The sequence below is a fragment of the Novosphingobium sp. genome (genome assembly GCF_030696665.1).
In the GTDB taxonomy this organism is placed as follows: domain Bacteria; phylum Pseudomonadota; class Alphaproteobacteria; order Sphingomonadales; family Sphingomonadaceae; genus Novosphingobium.
Genome location: NZ_JAUYRV010000033.1, coordinates 19823 through 39568, shown reverse-complemented (window position 1 = coordinate 39568; position 19746 = coordinate 19823). Strand labels below are relative to the sequence as shown.

At 59.8% G+C, this 19746-nt stretch carries 16 protein-coding genes and 1 pseudogene; 5 read left to right on the top strand and 12 right to left on the bottom strand.

Annotation, left to right across the window (positions count from 1 at the left end):
- The first annotated feature begins 2 nt into the window (after nucleotides 1-2).
- Nucleotides 3-668, top strand: a complete 666-nt coding sequence (locus tag Q8R81_RS08885) for a hypothetical protein (RefSeq protein ID WP_305617072.1) — start codon at nucleotides 3-5, stop codon at nucleotides 666-668.
- A gap of 14 nt (nucleotides 669-682) precedes the next feature.
- On the top strand, nucleotides 683-1861 hold the full coding sequence (locus Q8R81_RS08880; protein WP_305617071.1) for an MFS transporter: 1179 nt from the start codon (nucleotides 683-685) through the stop codon (nucleotides 1859-1861).
- A 91-nt stretch (nucleotides 1862-1952) separates the two neighbouring features.
- Here Q8R81_RS08880 and Q8R81_RS08875 read toward each other — a convergent pair whose 3' ends face one another.
- Nucleotides 1953-4247: a TonB-dependent receptor gene (locus Q8R81_RS08875; RefSeq protein ID WP_305617070.1), complete on the bottom strand. Its 2295-nt coding sequence runs from the start codon at nucleotides 4245-4247 to the stop codon at nucleotides 1953-1955.
- 363 nt (nucleotides 4248-4610) lie between these two features.
- On the opposite strand from Q8R81_RS08875, the gene Q8R81_RS08870 reads away from it, so the two are divergent.
- On the top strand, nucleotides 4611-5300 hold the full coding sequence (locus Q8R81_RS08870; RefSeq protein ID WP_305617069.1) for a GntR family transcriptional regulator: 690 nt from the start codon (nucleotides 4611-4613) through the stop codon (nucleotides 5298-5300).
- A 93-nt stretch (nucleotides 5301-5393) separates the two neighbouring features.
- Here the strand turns inward: Q8R81_RS08870 and Q8R81_RS08865 are convergent, their stop codons facing one another.
- Nucleotides 5394-6917 carry a class I adenylate-forming enzyme family protein gene (locus tag Q8R81_RS08865; protein WP_305617068.1) on the bottom strand — a complete coding sequence of 508 codons (1524 nt, stop codon included), beginning with the start codon at nucleotides 6915-6917 and terminating at the stop codon, nucleotides 5394-5396.
- 94 nt (nucleotides 6918-7011) lie between these two features.
- Between Q8R81_RS08865 and Q8R81_RS08860 the strand changes: the two genes are divergently transcribed.
- Nucleotides 7012-7815 carry a tyrosine-protein phosphatase gene (locus Q8R81_RS08860; RefSeq protein WP_305617067.1) on the top strand — a complete coding sequence of 268 codons (804 nt, stop codon included), beginning with the start codon at nucleotides 7012-7014 and terminating at the stop codon, nucleotides 7813-7815.
- Between the two features lie 64 nt (nucleotides 7816-7879).
- Here the strand turns inward: Q8R81_RS08860 and Q8R81_RS08855 are convergent, their stop codons facing one another.
- The 10 genes and pseudogenes from Q8R81_RS08855 to Q8R81_RS08805 all read right to left on the bottom strand — a co-directional run bounded on the left by Q8R81_RS08855 (nucleotide 7880) and on the right by Q8R81_RS08805 (nucleotide 17251).
- Nucleotides 7880-9334, bottom strand: a complete 1455-nt coding sequence (locus Q8R81_RS08855; protein ID WP_305617066.1) for a pyruvate carboxylase — start codon at nucleotides 9332-9334, stop codon at nucleotides 7880-7882.
- Nucleotides 9335-9336: 2 nt separating this feature from the next.
- Nucleotides 9337-10722 (bottom strand): acetyl/propionyl/methylcrotonyl-CoA carboxylase subunit alpha, encoded by a 1386-nt coding sequence (locus Q8R81_RS08850; RefSeq protein ID WP_305617065.1) that lies wholly within the window; start codon nucleotides 10720-10722, stop codon nucleotides 9337-9339.
- A complete protein-coding gene (locus Q8R81_RS08845) occupies nucleotides 10715-11230 on the bottom strand; it encodes a biotin/lipoyl-containing protein (protein WP_305617064.1) in 516 nt (171 codons plus the stop codon). Before Q8R81_RS08845 ends, Q8R81_RS08850 begins: the two co-directional genes overlap by 8 nt.
- A gap of 566 nt (nucleotides 11231-11796) precedes the next feature.
- Nucleotides 11797-12135, bottom strand: a pseudogene (locus Q8R81_RS08840) (transposase); the annotation flags it as partial.
- A gap of 172 nt (nucleotides 12136-12307) precedes the next feature.
- A complete protein-coding gene (locus tag Q8R81_RS08830) occupies nucleotides 12308-12946 on the bottom strand; it encodes an isochorismatase family protein (protein WP_305617063.1) in 639 nt (212 codons plus the stop codon).
- Entirely contained in the window at nucleotides 12936-13829 is an 894-nt protein-coding gene (locus Q8R81_RS08825) for an oxaloacetate decarboxylase (protein WP_305617062.1), read from the bottom strand. The genes Q8R81_RS08830 and Q8R81_RS08825 overlap by 11 nt, the downstream gene beginning before the upstream one ends.
- Entirely contained in the window at nucleotides 13826-14740 is a 915-nt protein-coding gene (locus Q8R81_RS08820) for a polysaccharide deacetylase (RefSeq protein WP_305617061.1), read from the bottom strand. The genes Q8R81_RS08825 and Q8R81_RS08820 overlap by 4 nt, the downstream gene beginning before the upstream one ends.
- Nucleotides 14741-14847: 107 nt before the next feature.
- On the bottom strand, nucleotides 14848-15720 hold the full coding sequence (locus tag Q8R81_RS08815) for a helix-turn-helix domain-containing protein (protein WP_305617060.1): 873 nt from the start codon (nucleotides 15718-15720) through the stop codon (nucleotides 14848-14850).
- 212 nt (nucleotides 15721-15932) lie between these two features.
- Nucleotides 15933-16211 carry a hypothetical protein gene (locus tag Q8R81_RS08810; protein WP_305617059.1) on the bottom strand — a complete coding sequence of 93 codons (279 nt, stop codon included), beginning with the start codon at nucleotides 16209-16211 and terminating at the stop codon, nucleotides 15933-15935.
- Nucleotides 16208-17251, bottom strand: a complete 1044-nt coding sequence (locus Q8R81_RS08805) for a class I SAM-dependent methyltransferase (protein ID WP_305617058.1) — start codon at nucleotides 17249-17251, stop codon at nucleotides 16208-16210. Before Q8R81_RS08805 ends, Q8R81_RS08810 begins: the two co-directional genes overlap by 4 nt.
- A gap of 194 nt (nucleotides 17252-17445) precedes the next feature.
- On the opposite strand from Q8R81_RS08805, the gene Q8R81_RS08800 reads away from it, so the two are divergent.
- On the top strand, nucleotides 17446-19683 hold the full coding sequence (locus Q8R81_RS08800) for a TonB-dependent receptor (protein ID WP_305617057.1): 2238 nt from the start codon (nucleotides 17446-17448) through the stop codon (nucleotides 19681-19683).
- Nucleotides 19684-19746: the final 63 nt, after the last annotated feature.

Sequence of the window (19746 nt, the reverse complement as noted above, 5' to 3'; positions counted from 1 at the left end):
TTGTGGATCCCAGGACGCTCAGCATTTGCATCGCGGCAATAGCCTTGGCCGCCAGCGGTTTCTTCTATGGCTGGAAGTTCTGCAAGCTTGGCAACTATCTCGTCGGGATCGAGTGGTTCTTGCTGGCTACGTCTTCGACCAACTTCTTGATCTATGAATTGAACCACTCGCCGGTGAACTATTTTGGCGTGCTGTTCCTCGATACGTTTTCCCGCGCTTTCGGCCTGCCGGTCGTCACCGTCGCTGGCCTGATGGTCCTGACCCATCGCTATCGCCCTTCGATCCGGGCCGACATCCTGTTCTTCGTCATCCCATGCGTTGCCACGCTTGCACTGATCACCGATTATATGGCCGCTGATCTGAAGTACATTCTTCTGTTCATGTGGACCATTTTCACCGCATATTTGTTCTACTTCGCCTATGTCTTGCAGAAATATGGTCAAACCCGCCACGCAATCGCGATGCTGTTCACAGCAACCATCAATCAGGCCATCGCATGGATGTACGATTTCTACAAAATCCCCGGTGATGACACTAATATATTCTTCAATTTCTATACAATCGCGCTCTACGTATGGTCGTACCTGACCATCCAGACCTACTATTCCTACTGCGCCCTGAAGCGCGCAATGGACATCGTCGATAGCCCGCAGGGCACGGCAGCTTGAACAGGAACACCGCGATGATCGACAAGCTCGCTGACCGTGCCCCCGGCAACCTTCTGCCCATCAGCGCCGCGATATTGCTCGGGGCGTTGTGCGCGCTTGTGGTCAATACCCTGCCGGTATTCCTGACCGTGCTGGGCCGCACGCTGTCGCTGAACGAAGTGCAGGTCGGGTATGTGGCGCTGGCAGACATGGGCGGCATTGCCGCAGGCACCGTGCTTTGCGCGATGCTTCCCGGCCTGTTGGTACGGCTGGGTTGGCGAACCATTGCCATCGCCGGGATCGCCGTGCTGATCGCAGGCAATGTTCTGGCCAGCCAGGCGCAAGGCTATGCCGCGCTGATTGCCGCACGCGCGGTCGCTGGCAGCGGCGCAGGCGTGGCTATGGCAATTGTCTACGCGGTTCTTGCAAGCGGCACCAATGATGCGCGCAATCTGGCCCTGTTCAATGTCGCCCAGTTGGGCAGTGGCGCAATCGGCGTGCAGTTTCTGGGCACTATCGCAGGCGAATGGGGCGCCAGCGGGCTGTTTTTGCTGATCGCCGCGATGTCGGTTGGTGGTCTGGTCCTGTGTCTTGCGCTGCCGCGCGCACCCGTTGGCCAAACGGACCCGGCCCATGCAGCAAGCGCGAACGGCACCATCAGCGGGCCGGGCTGGCTGGCGATCCTGTCGGCCCTGCTCTACTTCGCCGGGGCCGGTGCGATCTTCGGGTTTCTGGCTTATATGGGCATAGCCTGGGGCGGCAGCGCGCCCGATGTAGAATCGGGCCTTTCGATGGTGCTGGTCGCGGGTATGGCCGGTGGGCTGGTTTCCGCCTTCATTGGATCGCGCTATCACTTCGCGCGCGCCCTTGTTGCCGGGTACGTGGTGCTGCTGGTGGCAATCATACTGCTGATGGCGATAAAGCCCGTTGCAGGCTTCGTGCTGCTGGCGTCGCTGTTCGGCTTCGGGTGGAATATCCTTACACCCTTCCAGTTCGCAGCAGTGACCCATGCCGACAGTTCGACCAGCGCAGCCATGCTGGTCAACGCCTGTACACTGGGCGGCATCGCGATCGGCCCCGCCATCGCCGGCAATTTCGTCACGCCAGATTTCGCACAGGTCAATCTGGGCAGCCTGATTGCTTGCGCCCTATCGCTTGGCCTGCTGGCCCTCGCGCTCAAGTGGCACGGTGCGCGCAGTCGCGCGTCGCGCTAACCCGCCGAACGGCGCGATGAATTGATGATGCGAAAAGGGCGCCGAAGCATCAGCTTCGGCGCCCTTTTCAGGTCGCAAGTTGCGTCGCTCGTCAGAAGGTTTTCCTGATCGAACCGCCGATCCAGCGGGGCTTGTCGAAGCTCTGCAGGAAGCTGCCGGTTGACGCGATCAGATCGTAGGTGAAGTTCATGCGCGCCTTGTTGCTGATGTTGTTCACAAACACCGCTACCTCAAGCCCACTGTCCTTCATGTCCAGCCCGATCCGCGCGTTGTGCACGAACGATCCGGGAACCAGCGTGCCAGCCGTATTGTCGATCGATGCATAACGATCATCGATGTAGTTGCCGTTCCAGTTGACCGACAGCGTGCCCAGACCCAGCTCAAACCGCTTGGTCACACTGCCATTGACCGTCCAGTTCGGGGCCATGATGCTCTGCTGGTCACGCAGGCCATAGTAGGCGGTGGGCACCCCGCGCAGCTTTGAATCGAGGTAGGCGGCCGAAAGGGTCAAATCGAGATCGCGTGTCGGGGCTGCGGTAAGTTCGATCTCGCCGCCCTTGAAGTTGCCGTCATAATTGCCAACCACGCCTTGCAGGCCATTGAAGGCAAAGCCCTGAAAGCGGTGGTAATCGTAGTAGAACACGCTGGTGTTCCAGCGGAGCTTGCGATCAAACAGTTCCAGCTTCGCGCCCGCCTCGAAGGCGTGGACATATTCGCTTTTGAACGGCGTCTCGGCGTTGGTCAGATTGCCGGACACATTGGTGTTGAAGCCACCAGCCTTAACGCCGCGCGATGCACTGATATAGAACAGCGTCCCGCGACTGGGCTTGTAATCCAGCTGGATCTTTCCGCTCCACAAGTTCTCCTTGTTCGTCGCAAGATCGCCGACCGTCGCTGCGCTGAAATCGTAGATCAGCAGGGGCGGGACAAAGACCGTGCTGCCAACGCCGCCAGAATATCCGTTGCCGAGTTCGTTGAAGAAGACTTTTGAGTCGATGTCCTTGCGTTCATACGTGTAACGCAAGCCCGCAGTCGCCCTGAGGGTTGGGGTCAGTTCGTATTCAAGTTGACCAAACACAGCGTAAGATTCAACTTTCTGGTTGACCAGGTTGATGTCGTCGAAAGCAAAATCCGTTCCGGCGAGGGCCGGGAAAACAAATCCAACAGGCGCATCCTGGCGGGTGTTGAGGTAGTAGACGCCCGCCGTGTAGTTTAGCGATCCGCTCTTCCCGTTGACCCGCATTTCCTGTGAGAACTGCTTCAGATCCTGCCCGAGCGGGAACCCGCACAGGTCAACCGGACCGCCATCGCAGTCTTCGTTGTAGCGATAGCTGAAGCTGGTGTAGTTGGTGATCGAGGTGATCGTGGCCTGTCCCACATCCAGCTTGAGGTTGAGCGTCGGCGCAAACCGTTCGTTCTGCAGATAGCCGACGTTGTTGAAGTCTGCCTTGTTGTACTTCTTGTAGGGATTCCGATACCCGGCGAAATCATTCCCGGCACCGGTACCGTGCGCATCGATATTGGCGGGCAGCAACGCAGGGTTTCCGTTTGCGTCGAGATACGCCGGTTCGGTGCGGTACATGCCTTCAAGATGGCGCGGGTTCTTGTCGAAGCTGACGCTCAACCGCGCGGTCAGCGTTTCAGTCAGATCGGCTTCAAGCTGACCACGAACGCCGAAAAAGCGCTTTTCGAACGTGTCTTCGCCGCCGGCCAGGCCATTCTCGAACCAGCCATCGGCGCGCTCTGCACGTCCGGCAATACGGAAGCGGACCCGGTCGGACAATGGACCGCTGACAGCTGCCTCGATATAGGCATTGTTGAAGCTGGAATAGCCGATCTCGGCGTAGCCGGTGAAATCCTTCGTCGGCTTTGCCGTGATGAAGTTGGCAAGGCCACCACTCGACGCGCGACCGAACAATGTTCCTTGCGGCCCGCGCAGGACTTCGACTTGCTGCAGATCGTAGAACGTGAACGCGGCGGCGTTGGGCGAACTCAGGTAGACTTCGTCAATGTAGATGGAATTGGGCGATTCCTGCACCGATGAAAAATCGGACTGCGATACGCCGCGGACTGACAGGTTCGCATTGACCCCGCCACCGGCAGTCGAATCCAGCAGAACACCCGGCACTGCGCGGGCGATGTCCTTGGAATCGACGATGTTCAACCGCTTCAGCGCCCCGTTATCGAGCGCCGTCACTGCCACGCCGACATCCTGCAAGTTCTGGCTGCGGCGTTGCGCCTGCACAACGATCTCACCAACACCGCCGCTGGGCTGGTCAACTGCTTGCGCACTGGCAAGCGACGGAAGCGCCAGCAGCGTAAATGCCAAAGCACCATGCGAGACGTGCCGCAAGACGCGGATTGAGTTTGCCTGTCCAGACTTCATCATGTGCCCTTTCAACCCCGAACCGCATGTGACTCTGCCGTAGAGACGCGGACATTCAGAAAGCTACATCTGCATGACATGCAATGCAAGACTGTAGGACATTAATGAAGACTTTTATGACTGACGTTTTCAGACTGGGACGAATTTGCACCGATTTTTCCGGTGCGCCCGGTGCAGCGGGCTGCAAATTTCCGGTCCATCCCGGAATTGCCGGCGTTCAAAAAATGCCATTTTTGTCGACATAAGTGGAACTCAATTGCCAATCAAAGATTGCCATTATAGGGGTCACGGCGAACTTCAGGGAATTATCCGGCAATGGTGGCAGCGCGGCGCACTCCTTCTCAGGTCGAGAAGAATGTTGAATTGGCCCAATCAGAAGACGATGCACTGCAGTCGGCCCCCGACCGTGCGGTGGATTTCATCACCGAAGGCATTCTTGAAGGCAGGATCGTACCTGGCCAGCGCCTGATAGAAAACGACCTTACCCGCCCGCTGGGGTTCAGCCGCGGTCCAGTCCGTGAGGCCTTTCGACGCCTTGATGCGCAAGGCGTACTGTCAAAGGCACTGAATCGCGGCGCATACGTCCGCATCCTTACGCGGCGCGAAGCGATGGATCTGGTGGAAGCGGTTGAGCCAATCGGCTGCCTGATCGCCACGCTGGCGGCAAACAAGATGGCCAACAGCACATCGCCCAAGGAACAGGCGCAGTTTGAGGCCGCACTTGTGCCCTATCAGGAGGGCAACGAAGTGTTGAGTGAATCGCCGTCCCAAAGGCGCAATTTCTACGACGTCCTCATGAGCATCGGCGGCAATACGCAGCTGCCTTCGATCCTGCCGGTCATGCGGATTCACATGCTGCGTTTGCAGATCAGATCCTACCTTGGCGTCAAGGACAGGAAAACACACATCTCCGAATACTCCGCCATCGCCAAGGCAGTGCTGGCTGGCGATGCCAAGAAGGCGGACAAGGCGATGCGGGTGCATCTGAAGGGCCAGTTCAACATGCTCGCAGAACTTCCCGACAGCGCTTTTCCAGACCATCGCGACAACTAGTGGTTTGATTTTGAAATTCGAACGCCGCCTAACCTCATAGGGTACCGAATGTCAGAATCGGACCACTAGGCACAGGCGCGGCGCTGGCGCGTTTCAGTATGGCGGCTCGCTCAGCGTCGCTCGCAGTTCGGACTTCAGTATCTTGCCGGTGCTGTTGCGCGGGAGATGATCCACGAACACAAAGGCTTTCGGGCGTTTGTAGCGCGCAAGATTATCGAGGCAGATCGCATCAAGCGCCGCTGCTGTTACACCCATGCCCGGCACCGCTACAATGAACGCGACGGGCACTTCCCCCCAATCGCCGTCAACTTTTCCGACAACCGCAACCTCATGGACACCGGGCAAGCGCAGCATCACCGATTCCAGTTCTGCGGGATAGATGTTGGAGCCGCCGCTTATGATGACGTCCTTGGACCGGTCCTTCAACGTCAGGAGACCACGCGCGTCCATCACGCCCATGTCTCCGGTGCGCAGCCAGCCATCGACGATTGCTTCGCGTGTGGCATCGGGGCGATTGAGATAGCCCTGCATCACGATGTCGCTGCGCACCGCGATTTCACCCGCTTCGCCGGACGCAACGGGCTGTCCTTCGGCGTCAAATATCGCGATTTCCACCCCCGTCCGGGCGATCCCCACCGATGTCAGTTCATCATCGCATGCAGCGTCAAGGTAGAGATGCTTGGGCATCATCGAGATCGTGCAGGGGCATTCGCCCTGACCATAGCCATTGGTAAACCGGGGACCGAACGTTGCCAGTGCATCGCGCACGTCCTGCGCCGTGAATGGTGCTGCTCCGCCGATGACCGTGCGGACGTTTTCTATGCGTGAACGGGCAACGCCGCCGTGTTCCACCACACGGCGCAGCATGGTTGGCGCAAGGAAGAAGGTGAGGCTTTCATTCCCATCGACAAGTGAAGCCAGTTCACCCGGATCGAAGCCCCCACTGGGCGGCAGGATCTGGTGTGAAGCCTTGGCGATATGCGGCAGCGCCAGCAAACCCGAGGCATGCGATTGCGGTGCCAGGTGCAACATCGCATCGCGCGAATCGAGCCGGTCAAAATCGCACAGATAGCTCCACGCCATCAGTTGCAGGTTGAGGTGCGAGAGCATCGCCCCCTTGGGCCGACCCGTTGTCCCGCTGGTGTAGAACACCCATGCCAGATCATCGCGGTCCGCCACTGCACACGTTACAGGATCACCGATGAGCCGCTGATATTCCGCATCATCGACGCATACGAAACGCCAGACACCGGGCATATCGTGGGATTGGCCGATGATCGCTTCCATCAGGTCGGCCGTGCAGAAGCAGACCTTGGCCGCGCTATCTTGCGCGATCCACGCAATCTCCTTTGGATGCAGCTTGGCATTGACCGGCACCGCAACAAGCCCTGCATGCCAGACCGCGAACAGCAGTTCGAAGTACTGGGGGCAATTGCTCATCGCCAGCAACACCCGGTCGCCGCTGGCAAGGCCGAGTTTCGCCTTCAATCCTGCGGCCAGACCTGCAGACCGTGCAGCCATCGTCGCATAGTCGGCATAGAGTTCATCGCCAATAGACACCGCTGGCCGATCGCCGAACGTGCGCGCGGCGTTCCGCAGGATCGATGCGATGTTCATGGCTGGCCTCTCTATCGTTGAATTTGGTCTACATTAGTGTAATACACTTTTTGATGACCTTCAATGGCGAGTCACCCGCATCATGAGGAATGCAATGACCACAACGCAGTTGGGCAAGGCCCCCACGGGGCAGTTTGTCACCACCGAGAATATCCGCAACCTCCGGGATTTTGGCGGCTATTCGCTAGCCGGAAACGGCACCATCGTGAGCGGTCGCCTGTTCCGGTCGGGCGATACTGCCGATGCCAGCGAAGCCGATCTGGTGATGCTGCAACAGATGGCGCCGCGCGTTCTGGCTGATCTTCGCGGCACCTCGGAGCGCGACAAGGCGCCCTGCCGCTGGCCGAAGGGGCTTGATGCGCGGCTGGTTGAACCCCACGGTGAATCGGCGCGTATGGCGTTCCATGAGGAAGCCGCCGCCGAAGTGACCGATGCCGCCACCATGCGTGAGCAGTTTGCCCGGCGGTACGAAGACCTGCCGTTCCGCCCCCACCTACAACAGGTCTATGGCGACTACCTGGATGCGCTGGCGCAGAGCAGCGGGGCATCGTTGGTGTTTTGCACAGCCGGGAAAGATCGCACCGGGTTTATTGTCGCCGTGCTGCAAACGTTGCTGGGTGCGCATCACGATGATGTGATGGACGAATACCTGCTTACAAATTCCGCCCCCGACCGGGACGCACAAGTTGAACGGCTGCGCCACCAGATCGAACACCGGTTCGGCAAGGGTCTGCCCGAGGACGCGATTCAGGTCGTCACGCGGGTCGACCCGATCTTCCTGTCGCGCGCGCTTGGTGCGGTTTGCAAACGCCACGGTTCGGTCGAGGCCTATGCTGCTGACGTGCTGCGCTGCCCGCCCGCCAAGGTAGAGGCGCTACGCCGCAATTTTGTGAAGTAAACTGCAGCAGTGCTGCCCCTCCCTGCCGCCCAGGTGCCGGCAGAGAGGGGATTGCTGCAAACCGTCAGGCCCGCAGCGAAATCGAGAGGTTTTCCGACTGCATCTGGATCGCTGGCAAGTTGGCAATCTTCAGCAGCTTTGCCGCCTGTTCCAGTTCGGGCGAGGACATGGTTGGATAGTCCCGCTTCAGGGGCCCGGCGGCGCGCATCTTTTCCAGATCCGTCTCGGGCAGGATCGCTCGTAGCAGCATTTCATCGTCGTCCGTCGTGCCGTATTTGCGATGCAGTTCGGCAAGCGATGGATGCTCGGGCGGATTGTCGCGCACGGTCTGCGCGCGTGGGCTGTTAAGGATGCGGTCAAGCACATCGCCCTCAATCGGCGCAGCGGTTTGGCCGTAATAGCCGAGCGCATATTCGATGATCTCGTCAGGAATGGTCTTGTAACGCTCACCGTTGACGAGGTTGAGGACCGCCTGAATGCCGACCAGTTGGCTGAACGGCGTGGCCATGCCGGGGTAGCCCAATTCACGGCGCACAACAGCGACTTCGGCCAGAACCTCATCGATCTTGCCCGACATGCCGTGGCGTTCCAGCTGGGCCTTCAGCGTGCCCATCATGCCGCCCGGAATCTGATGCTGGATGGACAGCACGTTGTATTCGCCATGCTGGTTCACAAGGAACCCGGCGCGTTTGCCAACCCGTTCCATATGCGTCGCGACCGGCTCGAACAGGTGCTTATCCAGGTTGTGGGTGTGGCCCAGAATCTCGAGATTGTTGACCATCAGTTCGGTGGACGGCACGGATGGACCGTTGGCCATCGGACGGCTGGCGGTGTGAACGATGCTGACGCCAAGTTCGATTGCGTCGAGATAGTTCTTGGCCGACATGCCAAGCAGGTTGTTGCCGTGGAATTCCAGGCGCTTGCCGTTGCTGTTGGCAAGGATCGCCGGGATCAGCGTGGTCATCCGCTCCTTGGTCAGGACGCCAGCAGTATCATACAGCAGCAGCGTATCGATGTCCGCGCAGGCCGACAGCTTCTTTGCCTTGTCGGCATAATACGCATCGTCGTGCACTGGTGAGAGCGTGTACATCAGAGACCCGGCGATCTCCGCGCCGAATTCCTTGGCAACCTTGGCAAGCCGCGTCATCTTGTCGATGTTGTACAACAGATCATAGACCCACATGCTGCCGACACCGTGCACGCAATTGCGGCGCATCCACGTGTCCATCAGCGCATCGGGCGATGTCCGGAACGTGGCCATCGCGTTGGACCGCATGCCGCTGCGGATGCGGGTGCGGGGCATCTGTTCCAGCACGGCATCCATCCCCGCCCACGGATTTTCCTGGCAGTAGCGGACCATGACCTCGAAATAGTTGGAGCCGCCAAATTCGATGCGGCGGAACCCGGTGCGGTCCAGCGTCGAGGCGATGGGGATAGCCATGCCGGCCTGCATCCGCATGCCCCACAGGCTCTGCTGTCCATCGCGGAACGTCTCGTCGACGAATTCGATGTGCGCCATGACTATTCGGACCTCTCTGTCTGGAAAGCGGGAAGGAGCGTGTCTTCCAGCCATTTTGTGCTGACGGCATTCGCGCGGTAATCGGGATGATCGACAATCGCCTGCAGCAGCGGAATATTGGTGGCGATCCCTTCGACCTTGAAGCGCCGCAGCGCATCGGAAAGGCGCGCGACGGCCTGTGCGCGGTCGGCGCCGGTCACGATCAGCTTGGCCACCATGCTGTCGTAGAACGGCGGCACCACCGAGCCTTCCTGCACTGCGGAATCGACGCGGACGCCGGGGCCGGTCGCAGGCACCCAGCGGGTGATCCTGCCCGGACATGGCATGAAGTTGCGGTCTGGGTCTTCGGCCAGAATGCGCGCTTCAATGGCATGACCTGCCAGCGCGATGTCATCCTGCCGGGGCAAGGTCGCCGTGCCCAGCGCAAGGCCGAGTTGCAGCTTGATCAGGTCATGCGACGAGATCTGTTCCGATACCGGATGCTCCACCTGGATCCGGGCGTTCACTTCCATGAAGTAGAACTTCTGCCGGACCTCATCGTAAAGGAATTCGACTGTGCCGGCATTGCGGTAGTTGATCGACGCCAGCAGATCGACGGCCGCAGCGCGCAGACCCGCGCGCAGGTCATCTGTAAGGATGCTCGCGGGCGCTTCCTCGATCATCTTCTGGTAGCGGCGCTGGATGGAACAGTCGCGCTCGCCGAAATGGCTGACCCGCCCCTCGCCATCGCCAAACAGTTGCACTTCAAGATGGCGCGCGCGCTCGACATAGGCTTCGAGGTAGAGCGTGTCGTCGCCAAAGGCTTCGCGGGCGGTAGTCGAGGCCTGATCGAATGCCCGCCGCAGTTCATCCGCATCGCGTGCCACGATCATGCCCCGCCCGCCGCCGCCGGCAGATGCCTTGGTGATGACCGGATAGCCAATGCCCTGCGCAACCTCCAGCGCATGTTCGACCGACAGCAGCTTGCCGCTGCCCGGCGTCAATGGCACTTTTGCCGCGTCCGCCACCGCCTTGGCTGAGATCTTGTCGCCAACGGCGCGCACGGTTTCTGCGCGTGGGCCAATGAACGTCAGGCCTTCGGCAGCGCAGAGTTCGGCAAAGTCCGGACGTTCGGACAGGAAGCCGTAGCCGGGATGCAGCAGAGTGCAGCCCGTCGCCACCGCAGCATGAACCACAAGGTCCATGTTGAGATAGGAATCGCGCGACGGCGCTGGCCCCAGCACCACCGCCCGGCCCGCTTCGCGCGCAGCCGGACTGTCACGATCCGCAGCCGATACGCCCAGCACCGTCTCAATGCCGAGCGCGTGGGCTGCGCGGATCACGCGAAGCGCAATCTCGCCGCGATTTGCAACAAACAGCCGGGGCTGGTTGGGGCTGAGATCAGCCATTGGGATCAATGACGAAAAGCGGCTGATCGTATTCGACCATCACGCCATCTTCCACCAGGATCTTGACCACTTTGCCTTTCACCCCCGCCCGCAGCGTGGTGAACAGCTTCATGACTTCGATCAGGCACAGTTCGGTGTCCGCATCGACAGCTTCACCGATCTGCGTAAACGCTGCGGCACCCGGTTTGGGAGAGCGATAGAACGTGCCCAGCGACGGCGCATTGACGATGACGTGCCCCTCCGCAACAATTGGGCCGGATACCGGCGCGCCAGGCAGCGGCACTGCCGCCGTTTGCGCGGGCAATTGCCGGGCGGCAGGCAACGACGAGACCGTAGTTGCAGCAGCAGCACCCACCCACGCTGGAGAAGTGCCCGCATCCTTGCTTAGAAAAAGCCGTGATCCGTGAAATTCAAGCTCAAGCGTGCGCCAATGGCTCGCGTTGAATTGCTCGACGAGTGCCTGAAGATCGTCGGAAGGCAATGCCGGTGATTTGCCTTTGTCAGTCAACGTCCTGTCCCTCTTCTGCCACTTGCCGCGCCCAGCCCTCACGACCAGCCGCTCAATTCACACGAGATCGCCGCCAAACAAGGCCGGGCGACGCGTCGCGATGAGCGCCATTTTTCGCTTAAGTCCCGCCACGAGTCAAGTTCTAGTCAGCAAAAACGTAGGACATTTTTGGTGACCAAAAATGTGCCGACAAGCACCGCCAACGATTTTGGCACGCCATGGTGGGTGGTGTTAGCGTAGTTGACGGAGGGCCATCCCCAAGATGGCTGCCATGTGTTGAGTATCCCACAATGGAGCATACTCTACCTGTTGGAACGGCTGGTGGTTTAGCCAGTCGTTGGACGCGTTCACATGTCGGTCGCCCAACTGGCATTGCTGTTGAGCCGCAAACTCATTCTTGCTGGCATCGCGTACCCCGACTTTGCACGAACTAAGGACGGCTGGAAAGTTGGGGCGTGGACTGGTGGAGGTTGCTGGGCGCTTTGGTATGGTTTTGGCGCGCTGGCTTATCTTGCAGGCATGTGGACGGCGCTTGGCTGGATCGGGCTGCCAGGGTCGAGACTCAATCACAGCCAGACGGCGACCGCTGCTGCGAGGCTTATGGCTGATAGGAAGTTTCTGGCGAGTTTGTCGTAGCCGGTAGCAATGCGGCGGAAGTCCTTGAGGCGGCAGAACATGGCCTCGCCCCGCCAACGATCTTTGTAGCGTCGTTCGTCATACTGAATAGGGCGCTTGCGGTTGCGTCGGCCGGGGATGACAGGGATAGTGCCCTGTTCGCGCAAGGCAGCCCTGATGCGGTTTGCGTCGTAGCCTCGGCCGGCGATCACCCGCTTCATTCCGACGGTTTCGCCGATCAGCAGGCCCACGCCTTTCACGTCCGACGTGTTGCCCGGTGTCAGGACGAGGCGATGCCGCCATCTATACCCTGCGCAACATGATCGAGCGCTGCTCAAACAAGCTCAAGAATGCCCGAAGACTGGCAACCCGCTGCGACAAAACCGCCGACACCTACTTCGGCTTCATCCACATCGTCTCAATCCGACTGTGGCCCCACCAATTTGTCAACGCTTCCTAGGCTCATCGCCGGGCGATCAGATCCAAGGCTCCAGCGGTGTCGATCACGTTGCCGATCTTGGCCTGAATATCAAACAGGTTCGCTTCATGCGGGCGAATGTCGCGATCGGCGCTGGCATCACTGACCACCAGCGGGATAAAGCCGTGGCAAAGGGCGTCCAATGCCGTTGCCCGCACACAACCCGAGGTGGAATAGCCGCAGATGATCGCGGTATCGACGCCCTGCGCAACAAGCATTGATGCCAGTGACGTGCCAAAAAAGGCTGACGGGTAATGCTTTGTCACCACCACATCCCCTGCCCCCGGCTCTAAGCCAGTCGCAAACGCACCAAGCGGCGAGCCTTTGAAGAAGTTTCGCAGCGCCGGAACCTTGCGAAAGAACTGCCCGCCTTCCGCGCCTTGCGGTCCGTATTCCACATTGGTCAAGATCACCGGGATTCCAGCTGCGTTGGCTGCAGCTTTAAGCGTTACCGCATTTTCCAGCGCGGCCTCTCCCATTGCATAAAGTGGCGATTGCGGGTCGACATAGGCCCGAACCATATCGACCAAAATCAGCACAGGCTTGTTGCCTGCCTGCAACGCCCCGCCAAAGCCGGCAGCGTGGTAATCGGTATCAAGCGCGGGATCGCTATTAGCAGCCATAGTGTTTCGTTGCTTCCTGCAAGGCGCGGGCGCCGGTCAATGCGTTCATGTCGGAAAGGTCGCTGATCGTCCTTTCCAGCGCCTCGGTCGATTGGTCGCGGCGCAGTGTGTCCAACCAGCCATCCGCGCCTGCAACGAAACCGTGCATCAGCAGCAGCGGATGCAGCGCCACGGCGAACCCCGCGGCTTCCAGCTCGCGGCCCGACCGAGTAGGCGAAACGCCGCCCTCTACAAGATTATGCACCAGCGGCACGCGATCCGCGAAGCGATCAGCCACGCGGTGCAGTTCTGCCGTGGTTCGTGGCCCTTCGACGAACACCAGGTCAGCCCCTTCTTCCAGAAAGGCCTCGGCCCGATCCAGCGCTGCATCGACCCCTTCGATCGCCAACGCATCGGTACGTGCTGCGATCAGCGCATGGTCGCGCGCATCCAGCGCCGCCCGAATGCGCCCTTGCGCTGCTGCCAACGGGACGACGGCTTTGCCCGCCATGTGGCCACAGCGCTTGGGAAAGGTCTGGTCTTCGATTTGGATGGCGCTGGCTCCTGCACGCTCCACCCCGCGCACGAAGCGCTGGAGTGTCAACGCATTACCATAGCCGGTGTCACCGTCCACAATCAGCGGCAGGTCGGTGCGATCCCGCAATAACGCAACGGTGTCGATCACTTCCGGTCCGGTCAGCAAGCCCACATCAGGCCGCCCCAGCCGCGCCATTGACATCGCCCCGCCAGAGACAAACGCCGCCTCGAACCCTGCATTCTCGATCAGCAGCACAGACAATCCGTCCCAGCACCCGGGTACGCTGAGCAGCCCGAGTTCGGCCCTTGCCGCAAGCCGTTGTGCCAACCGCCTGACATGGCCCAGTGCGCTGGTAGCCAAAGTCACCCCGTCTGGCCCGGAATGTGGCTTTCATGATTGGCGAGATACCATTCTGCAATTTCTTCGCGCCTTGCCCACCATATGCCCGGCAGAGATTTGGCATGTTCGATGAATTCGCGCAGCGCGCGGACCCGATGTGCGCGTCCTGAGACATGCGGGTGAATGCCCACATTCATGATGCGCCCGGTCTTCGCACCTTCGGCATAAAGCACGTCGAGTTCCTCGATCAGAGCATCACGAAACTGGTCGGTGGTGAAGTTCTTGCGGGTGATGAACGTAAAGTCGTTTATCTCGTTGGAATAGGGCACTGAAACGATGGGGCCAGACGGCGTGCGAAGTAGGAAAGGCTGATCGTCGTTCATGATATCGCAGTAAAAAGTGCACCCCTGCTCGGCGAGAATATCGGCAGTCTGCATCGTGCCGCGCAGCGAAGATGAGAGCCAGCCTTTGGCTTTGCGCCCGGTGAATTTCTCATAATGCGCCAAACTGCGCATCACGACATCGCGCTCCTTTTCGGGGCTGTGCGCGAAGCTTGAGAGCAGCTCGCCCTGTTCCCAATTGTGCGCCAGCAGTTCCCAGCCCCGTTCCAATACCGCGTCGGTCATCGCCTTGCGCCGCTCGAAGGTCACCGCATTGGTCGTGCACGATGCCGCCACGCCCAATTCGTCGAACAATTCGAACAAACGCCAAATGCCAACGCGCTGGCCATATTCACGCCAAGTGAAATTGGGAAAATCCGGGGTGTTGCCAGGCAGCACATCAGGCAAGATCGCAGGGCCGCCCGCATAATAGGGCTTGTCGGTGTCCTTGGTCAGATCCCAGGTTTCAAGATTGAAGGTAAGGATCAGCGCAACCCGCGCGCCGTTAGGCCATTTGAGCGGATGGCGCTGCGGCATCGGGACGTAATCATATTCCATTCTTAATCTCCGTGGGGTGCTGGCGCTGATATGCCGACCTTCTCGTGGCGGACTGTGCAGAAGCGACACCGGATGCAAAGCCCACGTCGTAGCTGTTCGCCAGACGATCAGGCGTCGGTCACGAAAACGTCATTGCTCCCGGCTTCGATAGTAGTGCCGATTGTCGCCGCGCAGGCTTTCAACCGGGGCAGAAGCTGGCGGATCGCTTCGTTCATCTCGATGCTCGATGAAAAGAACGCCAGCGTCAGCGTCCCCACGATGCCCCCCCCCTTCAACAACGGCACCGCGATTGACGACGTCTTGCCCGGGTTGCGGGTAAAACGATTATAGCCTCGCGCGGCATGGCCCGACCGGCGCACGGTTTCCAGCAAGCCACCATCGCGCACCAATTCCAGCATGTGGCGGGTGTCATCCTCCTCAAACAGGCGGATATGCTCAAGTATTATCTCACGCTCCTGATCGGAACAATAGGCCAGATGTACCAGACCTGCTCCGCAGGCAAGCATCGGCATGGTAAAGCCGGGGTGATAATGATTGAATGTCAGCGACGTCAGCCCGTGCGTTGAATCACGCAGTACCATCGTGCTGCCGACATGCGTGCACAGCGAAAGCGGCCAGCCAACTTCACGGGTCAGCGCCGCCATATAGGGGCGGGCCACGCGGATGAGTTCTCCGTCGCCTTGGAAGCCGTGCGACAGCGTCTGCACCAGTGCCGTCGGGCGGTAGTGCTTGCGATCAGGCTCGCGCTCGATCAGCCCTTCGTGGATCAGTGTCTGCACGATCCGGCAGGCCGTGGGATAAGGAACGCAAGACCCTTTGGCGATATTCGTCATGGTCAGCGAGCCGCTGCGATTGATGGCTTGCAACACAGCAATTGCGCGAGAAATCGCCCGGATCGGAATGCCGCGATCAGGATCGCGCAGCGTGTCATCGTCATCCGTTCGCTGTTCGAACAACGGTATGATTGCGTTCGTCACCATCGCTCACCTCCGCTAGCCGGACCTAGTGCCCGAATCGGAGGCTAAACCATCTGTCAATTTGTTTCAACATTAATACAAATGGCGAGCAGGGCCTCGGGCAGCGCGCCACACTTCCAAGCATCGCGCATGAGCAGCACAATCGTAGCGACATCCACGTCACAGTACCGGCGCGGTGGGCCGGCCTTTCGACCGCCCTCACCTGCAGATCGGCGCTATTTCACCCGCAGCGCCGTCAACACATTGTCGATCAGCAACTGACGCCGCGCAGTAAGGCGCGCCTGCATAGGCTCGTCCGGTTCCATTGCGTCGAGTGCGCTCACATCAATGCCGTTGCGGGTCAGCAATGCTTCCAGCATCAGCTGCCGGTCTGTCAGCACCCAAATCTCGCGCGTTAGTGCCAGCAAGGCTTCGGCGACATCATCGATGCGCGTGGGGGGCAATATCTGGCGATGCGGCGTGGTATCGCGTCCGGTGTTCACAGGATCACTCACAGCGGTTTTCTTCCATAGATGATATAGGGGTCGCGGCTCGGGTTGGGTTGCCAACCGCGCACGTCGACGAAACCTGCCGCGCGGGCCAAGGGTTCCATGTCCAGTGCTGCGGTTGCGCGCCAGAATGGTTCGCCACCCCAACGCGCCGCCCAGTCAAATCGCCATGCGGTCAGCCGGTCCAGACTTTGCGTCCGGGCCACGTCGGCCATGATCATGTCTCCGCCCGGCGCGAGCACGCGCCACGCCTCGGCAAAGACGGCCTCGATCGCCTTGACCGGCATTTCGTGGTGAATTGCATAAGCGGTAACAAGGTCAAACGAAGCATCGGCGAACATCGCCATATCTTCGCCGACACCAGTGTGCAGTTCCCACGCCAGCCCCTGCTCATTGGCGACCCGCTGAGCCTGCTCCAACATCCGCAGCGACGGATCGATCCCCACCAGCTTCGCGTCCGGAAATACTTCGGCTATCGCCAGACTGTGATGGCCCGAAGACGCCCCGATTTCCAGAATATGGCGATAATCATCACGCGGCAATTCGTGCAGCAGCGCGCGGCGATTGCCATAGATGTCGCCGGGATAAATCTTTGAAACATACTTCTTGTGAACCAGTTCGCCGTGGACGAACCCGTTATACTCGCCAGCGTCCCACCCGCCGCGCGTACGGTGAAACCACACTTGGGACCAGTATTGTGGCGCTACGAAATCGTGGCTGGTCAATGTTGTCGGGCCTTCACGCAAACCTTCCAGCGCGGGGACAAGCACCTCGGCCACTTCGGCAAAGGCCTGTTCCGCCGCGTGGCCATGTTGCTTGGCGCACCATTCCCCCAGCAAAGCGCGAGCCTGATAGACAGGCGAATCAGCCAGTGCCGCGTCGATCACGCGATGGCGTTCTTCCATGCTTTCTGGCAGCCCGTCAGATCCCAGCCCCGCCGCGACCAGTTCAGCCTCGACCTTTTGCTGCAGTTGCCCGGCAGCAAGCCGTGCCGTCACTTCGAAATCCATCAGCGCGCGCCCGCGCTGGGCCAACTGAAACTGCACCAGGCATCTCCTCTTGCTTCGCGATAGTTATGCCACCAACCGGCCAGCAGGCCCAGCGCAGCGCGTTCGATAGTCGCCCAGCGAACATTGTTGACCAATGACTTGGCTCGTGCCGGGAACGTGGCAGTGAAGGCAGCTTGGGATCGCATAGGGCGGGAGCGCATAGGCGCACCGGCGATTCAGGGAGTTATCGAATGAAGAATCTCTGGTTAGCCAGCACAGTTCTCGGTTCTCTTGCATGGGCACTTCCTGCCCAGGCGCAAGACAGCGCGACGGTCGGTGAAGTTTCCGCCGAAAGCGGCAACGACAGCGACGGCACGATCGTCGTTACGGCTCGCAAGCGCGAGGAAACACTCCAGTCGGTTCCGGCGGCGGTAACTGCTGCCTCGCAGCAGACGCTGACTCGCGCTGGGGCATCCAATCTGGCCGATGTCGCCCGGCTGACGCCCGGCCTCACTTTCAACGCGGGCAATGCAGGCGGTTTGGCCGCCCCGTCGCTGCGCGGCGTGACCAACATCACCACCACTACATTCGATAACAATGTCGGCGTATTCCTTGACGGGGTCTATCTCTCCGCCAAGTCGAACCTTGATATTGACTTGTTCAACCTGGCCCGCGTCGAAGTGATCAAGGGCCCGCAAAGCGCGCTCTATGGCAACAACGCTTTTGCCGGCGCGATCAACTATGTCCTCGAAAAACCTTCCGAAACACTGTCCGGTCGCGTTCGTGCCAGCAGCGGCGGCGATGGCTTCGCCGAAGTTGCCGGCAAGATTTCAGTCCCGTTGGGCGACACACTGAGCGCGCTGCTGGTCGGTTCATATTCCACATATGGCGGCACCGTTCGCAATGTCTCGGGCGGCAAACTGGGCGGCTGGGACCACAAGGTTTCGGGCGCGGCGACGCTCAACTTCCACCCCGGCGGCGGGTTCGAAGCTTCAGCGTTCTATTACCATTACGAGGACGAGTTGGATGGCGGCGCGAACTACATGTTTACCAACGACTGTGGTGGCACCACCACCAACAGCAACAACCGAGGCGGCAGCAATCGCCGCTTTCGCTGCGGTGACCTGACAGCACCGGCTTCGGTGAACGTCGATCCAGCCTCTGTTTCACGCCGCAAGACCGATCTGGCGATTGGCCGCGTTGCCTATGATTTTGGCCCGATGGCACTGCGCTATACCGGCAGCTATGCCAAATACAGCACCTATGCATTGCAGGACCAGCACCTGAACAGCCTTGGCGGCCTGCCGTCGACCTCGCGCCGATTCACCCAGCCCTTCGTCGGCCCGGTGCGCGAATGGAGCCAGGAACTGCGCGCAGAATCTTACGGCAACAGCTTCTTCGATTGGGCTGTTGGTGGCTATTATTACGATCGCCAAGCGTCGCAGATCACCGTCGTTGGAATTGGCCCCAACCAGACGCCCAAATCGCTCGATCAGGAAAACATCGAATTTGCCAAGATGAAATCGGTCTTCGCGCTTGGCAGCTTCAAGCTTACGTCCGCGCTGGAAATCGAAGCGCAAGGCCGCTGGACTTGGGAAGACAAGCGCGCTCAGTTGACCAACCGCCTGACCGGGCTGGTTCTCAAACCCGAAGCCAGCTTCTCCTATGGCACGTACCGGGTAACCGCCAACTACAAAGCGACTGAAACCAATTTGCTTTATGCGGTGATTGCCAGCGGCACCAAATCTGGCGGGTTCAACAACACAGCGGTCGTGATCGAACAATCGTTTGGGCCAGAAAAGAACACCACTTACGAAATCGGTTCGAAGAACACGTTCTTTGACGGCAGTGCAGTGCTCAATCTTTCAGCCTTTTACGTAGACTGGAAAAATCTCCAGCTCTCGGTCCCCTCGGCTGTTGCCGGACAGACCAACCCGGTCACCAACATCGGCTCGGCATCGGTCAAGGGCTTTGAAGCCTCGGTCGCGCTCAAGCCATTCTCCGGGCTCGATCTTTCGGGTGGCTATGCTTACGCCGATGCCAAGTGGGACAAGGGAACCATCGACTTCAGCGGCGCGCGCATCTGCCCGACAGCAGCGGTTTGCGGCCTTACGCAGGCCGGAATCGGGATTGACGTCGGTGGCTTCCAGATCCCGCGCACGTCGAAGCACCAGATTAGTGGTGCGGCGACTTACACCTTCGCAGTGGGCGATGCTGAAATCTATCTGCGCGGCGATGTGTCATACCGTTCACACCAGCCGACCAACGCGCTCGCGCTTCAATATACCGAACCACAAACACTGGTGAATACCCGGATCGGTTTCTTGATCGACAAGTTCGAATTCGCGCTGTTCGCGCGGAACCTGTTCAACAAGTACTACATCGTGTCGTCTATCAACGAGCCAGAATTTGTACCAGCAACGACCTTTACGACCGGGTTCGTTGGCAACGGGCGGCTTGTCGGTGCGTCGGTCGAGCTCCGGTTCTGATCGGCCAACAGTCATGACTGCGGCATGGCGCGCGGCGAGGCGCATCCGTCTTACACGGGTGTC

Coding starts and splice junctions, on each gene's coding strand:
- Q8R81_RS08820 (WP_305617061.1), bottom strand. CDS start 14,740: ATGGAATATGATTACGTCCCGATGCCGCAGCGCCATCCGCTCAAATGG.
- Q8R81_RS08855 (WP_305617066.1), bottom strand. CDS start 9,334: ATGGCGCACATCGAATTCGTCGACGAGACGTTCCGCGATGGACAGCAG.
- Q8R81_RS08880 (WP_305617071.1), top strand. CDS start 683: ATGATCGACAAGCTCGCTGACCGTGCCCCCGGCAACCTTCTGCCCATC.
- Q8R81_RS08800 (WP_305617057.1), top strand. CDS start 17,446: ATGAAGAATCTCTGGTTAGCCAGCACAGTTCTCGGTTCTCTTGCATGG.
- Q8R81_RS08830 (WP_305617063.1), bottom strand. CDS start 12,946: ATGGCTGCTAATAGCGATCCCGCGCTTGATACCGATTACCACGCTGCC.
- Q8R81_RS08815 (WP_305617060.1), bottom strand. CDS start 15,720: ATGGTGACGAACGCAATCATACCGTTGTTCGAACAGCGAACGGATGAC.
- Q8R81_RS08850 (WP_305617065.1), bottom strand. CDS start 10,722: ATGGCTGATCTCAGCCCCAACCAGCCCCGGCTGTTTGTTGCAAATCGC.
- Q8R81_RS08875 (WP_305617070.1), bottom strand. CDS start 4,247: ATGAAGTCTGGACAGGCAAACTCAATCCGCGTCTTGCGGCACGTCTCG.
- Q8R81_RS08865 (WP_305617068.1), bottom strand. CDS start 6,917: ATGAACATCGCATCGATCCTGCGGAACGCCGCGCGCACGTTCGGCGAT.
- Q8R81_RS08860 (WP_305617067.1), top strand. CDS start 7,012: ATGACCACAACGCAGTTGGGCAAGGCCCCCACGGGGCAGTTTGTCACC.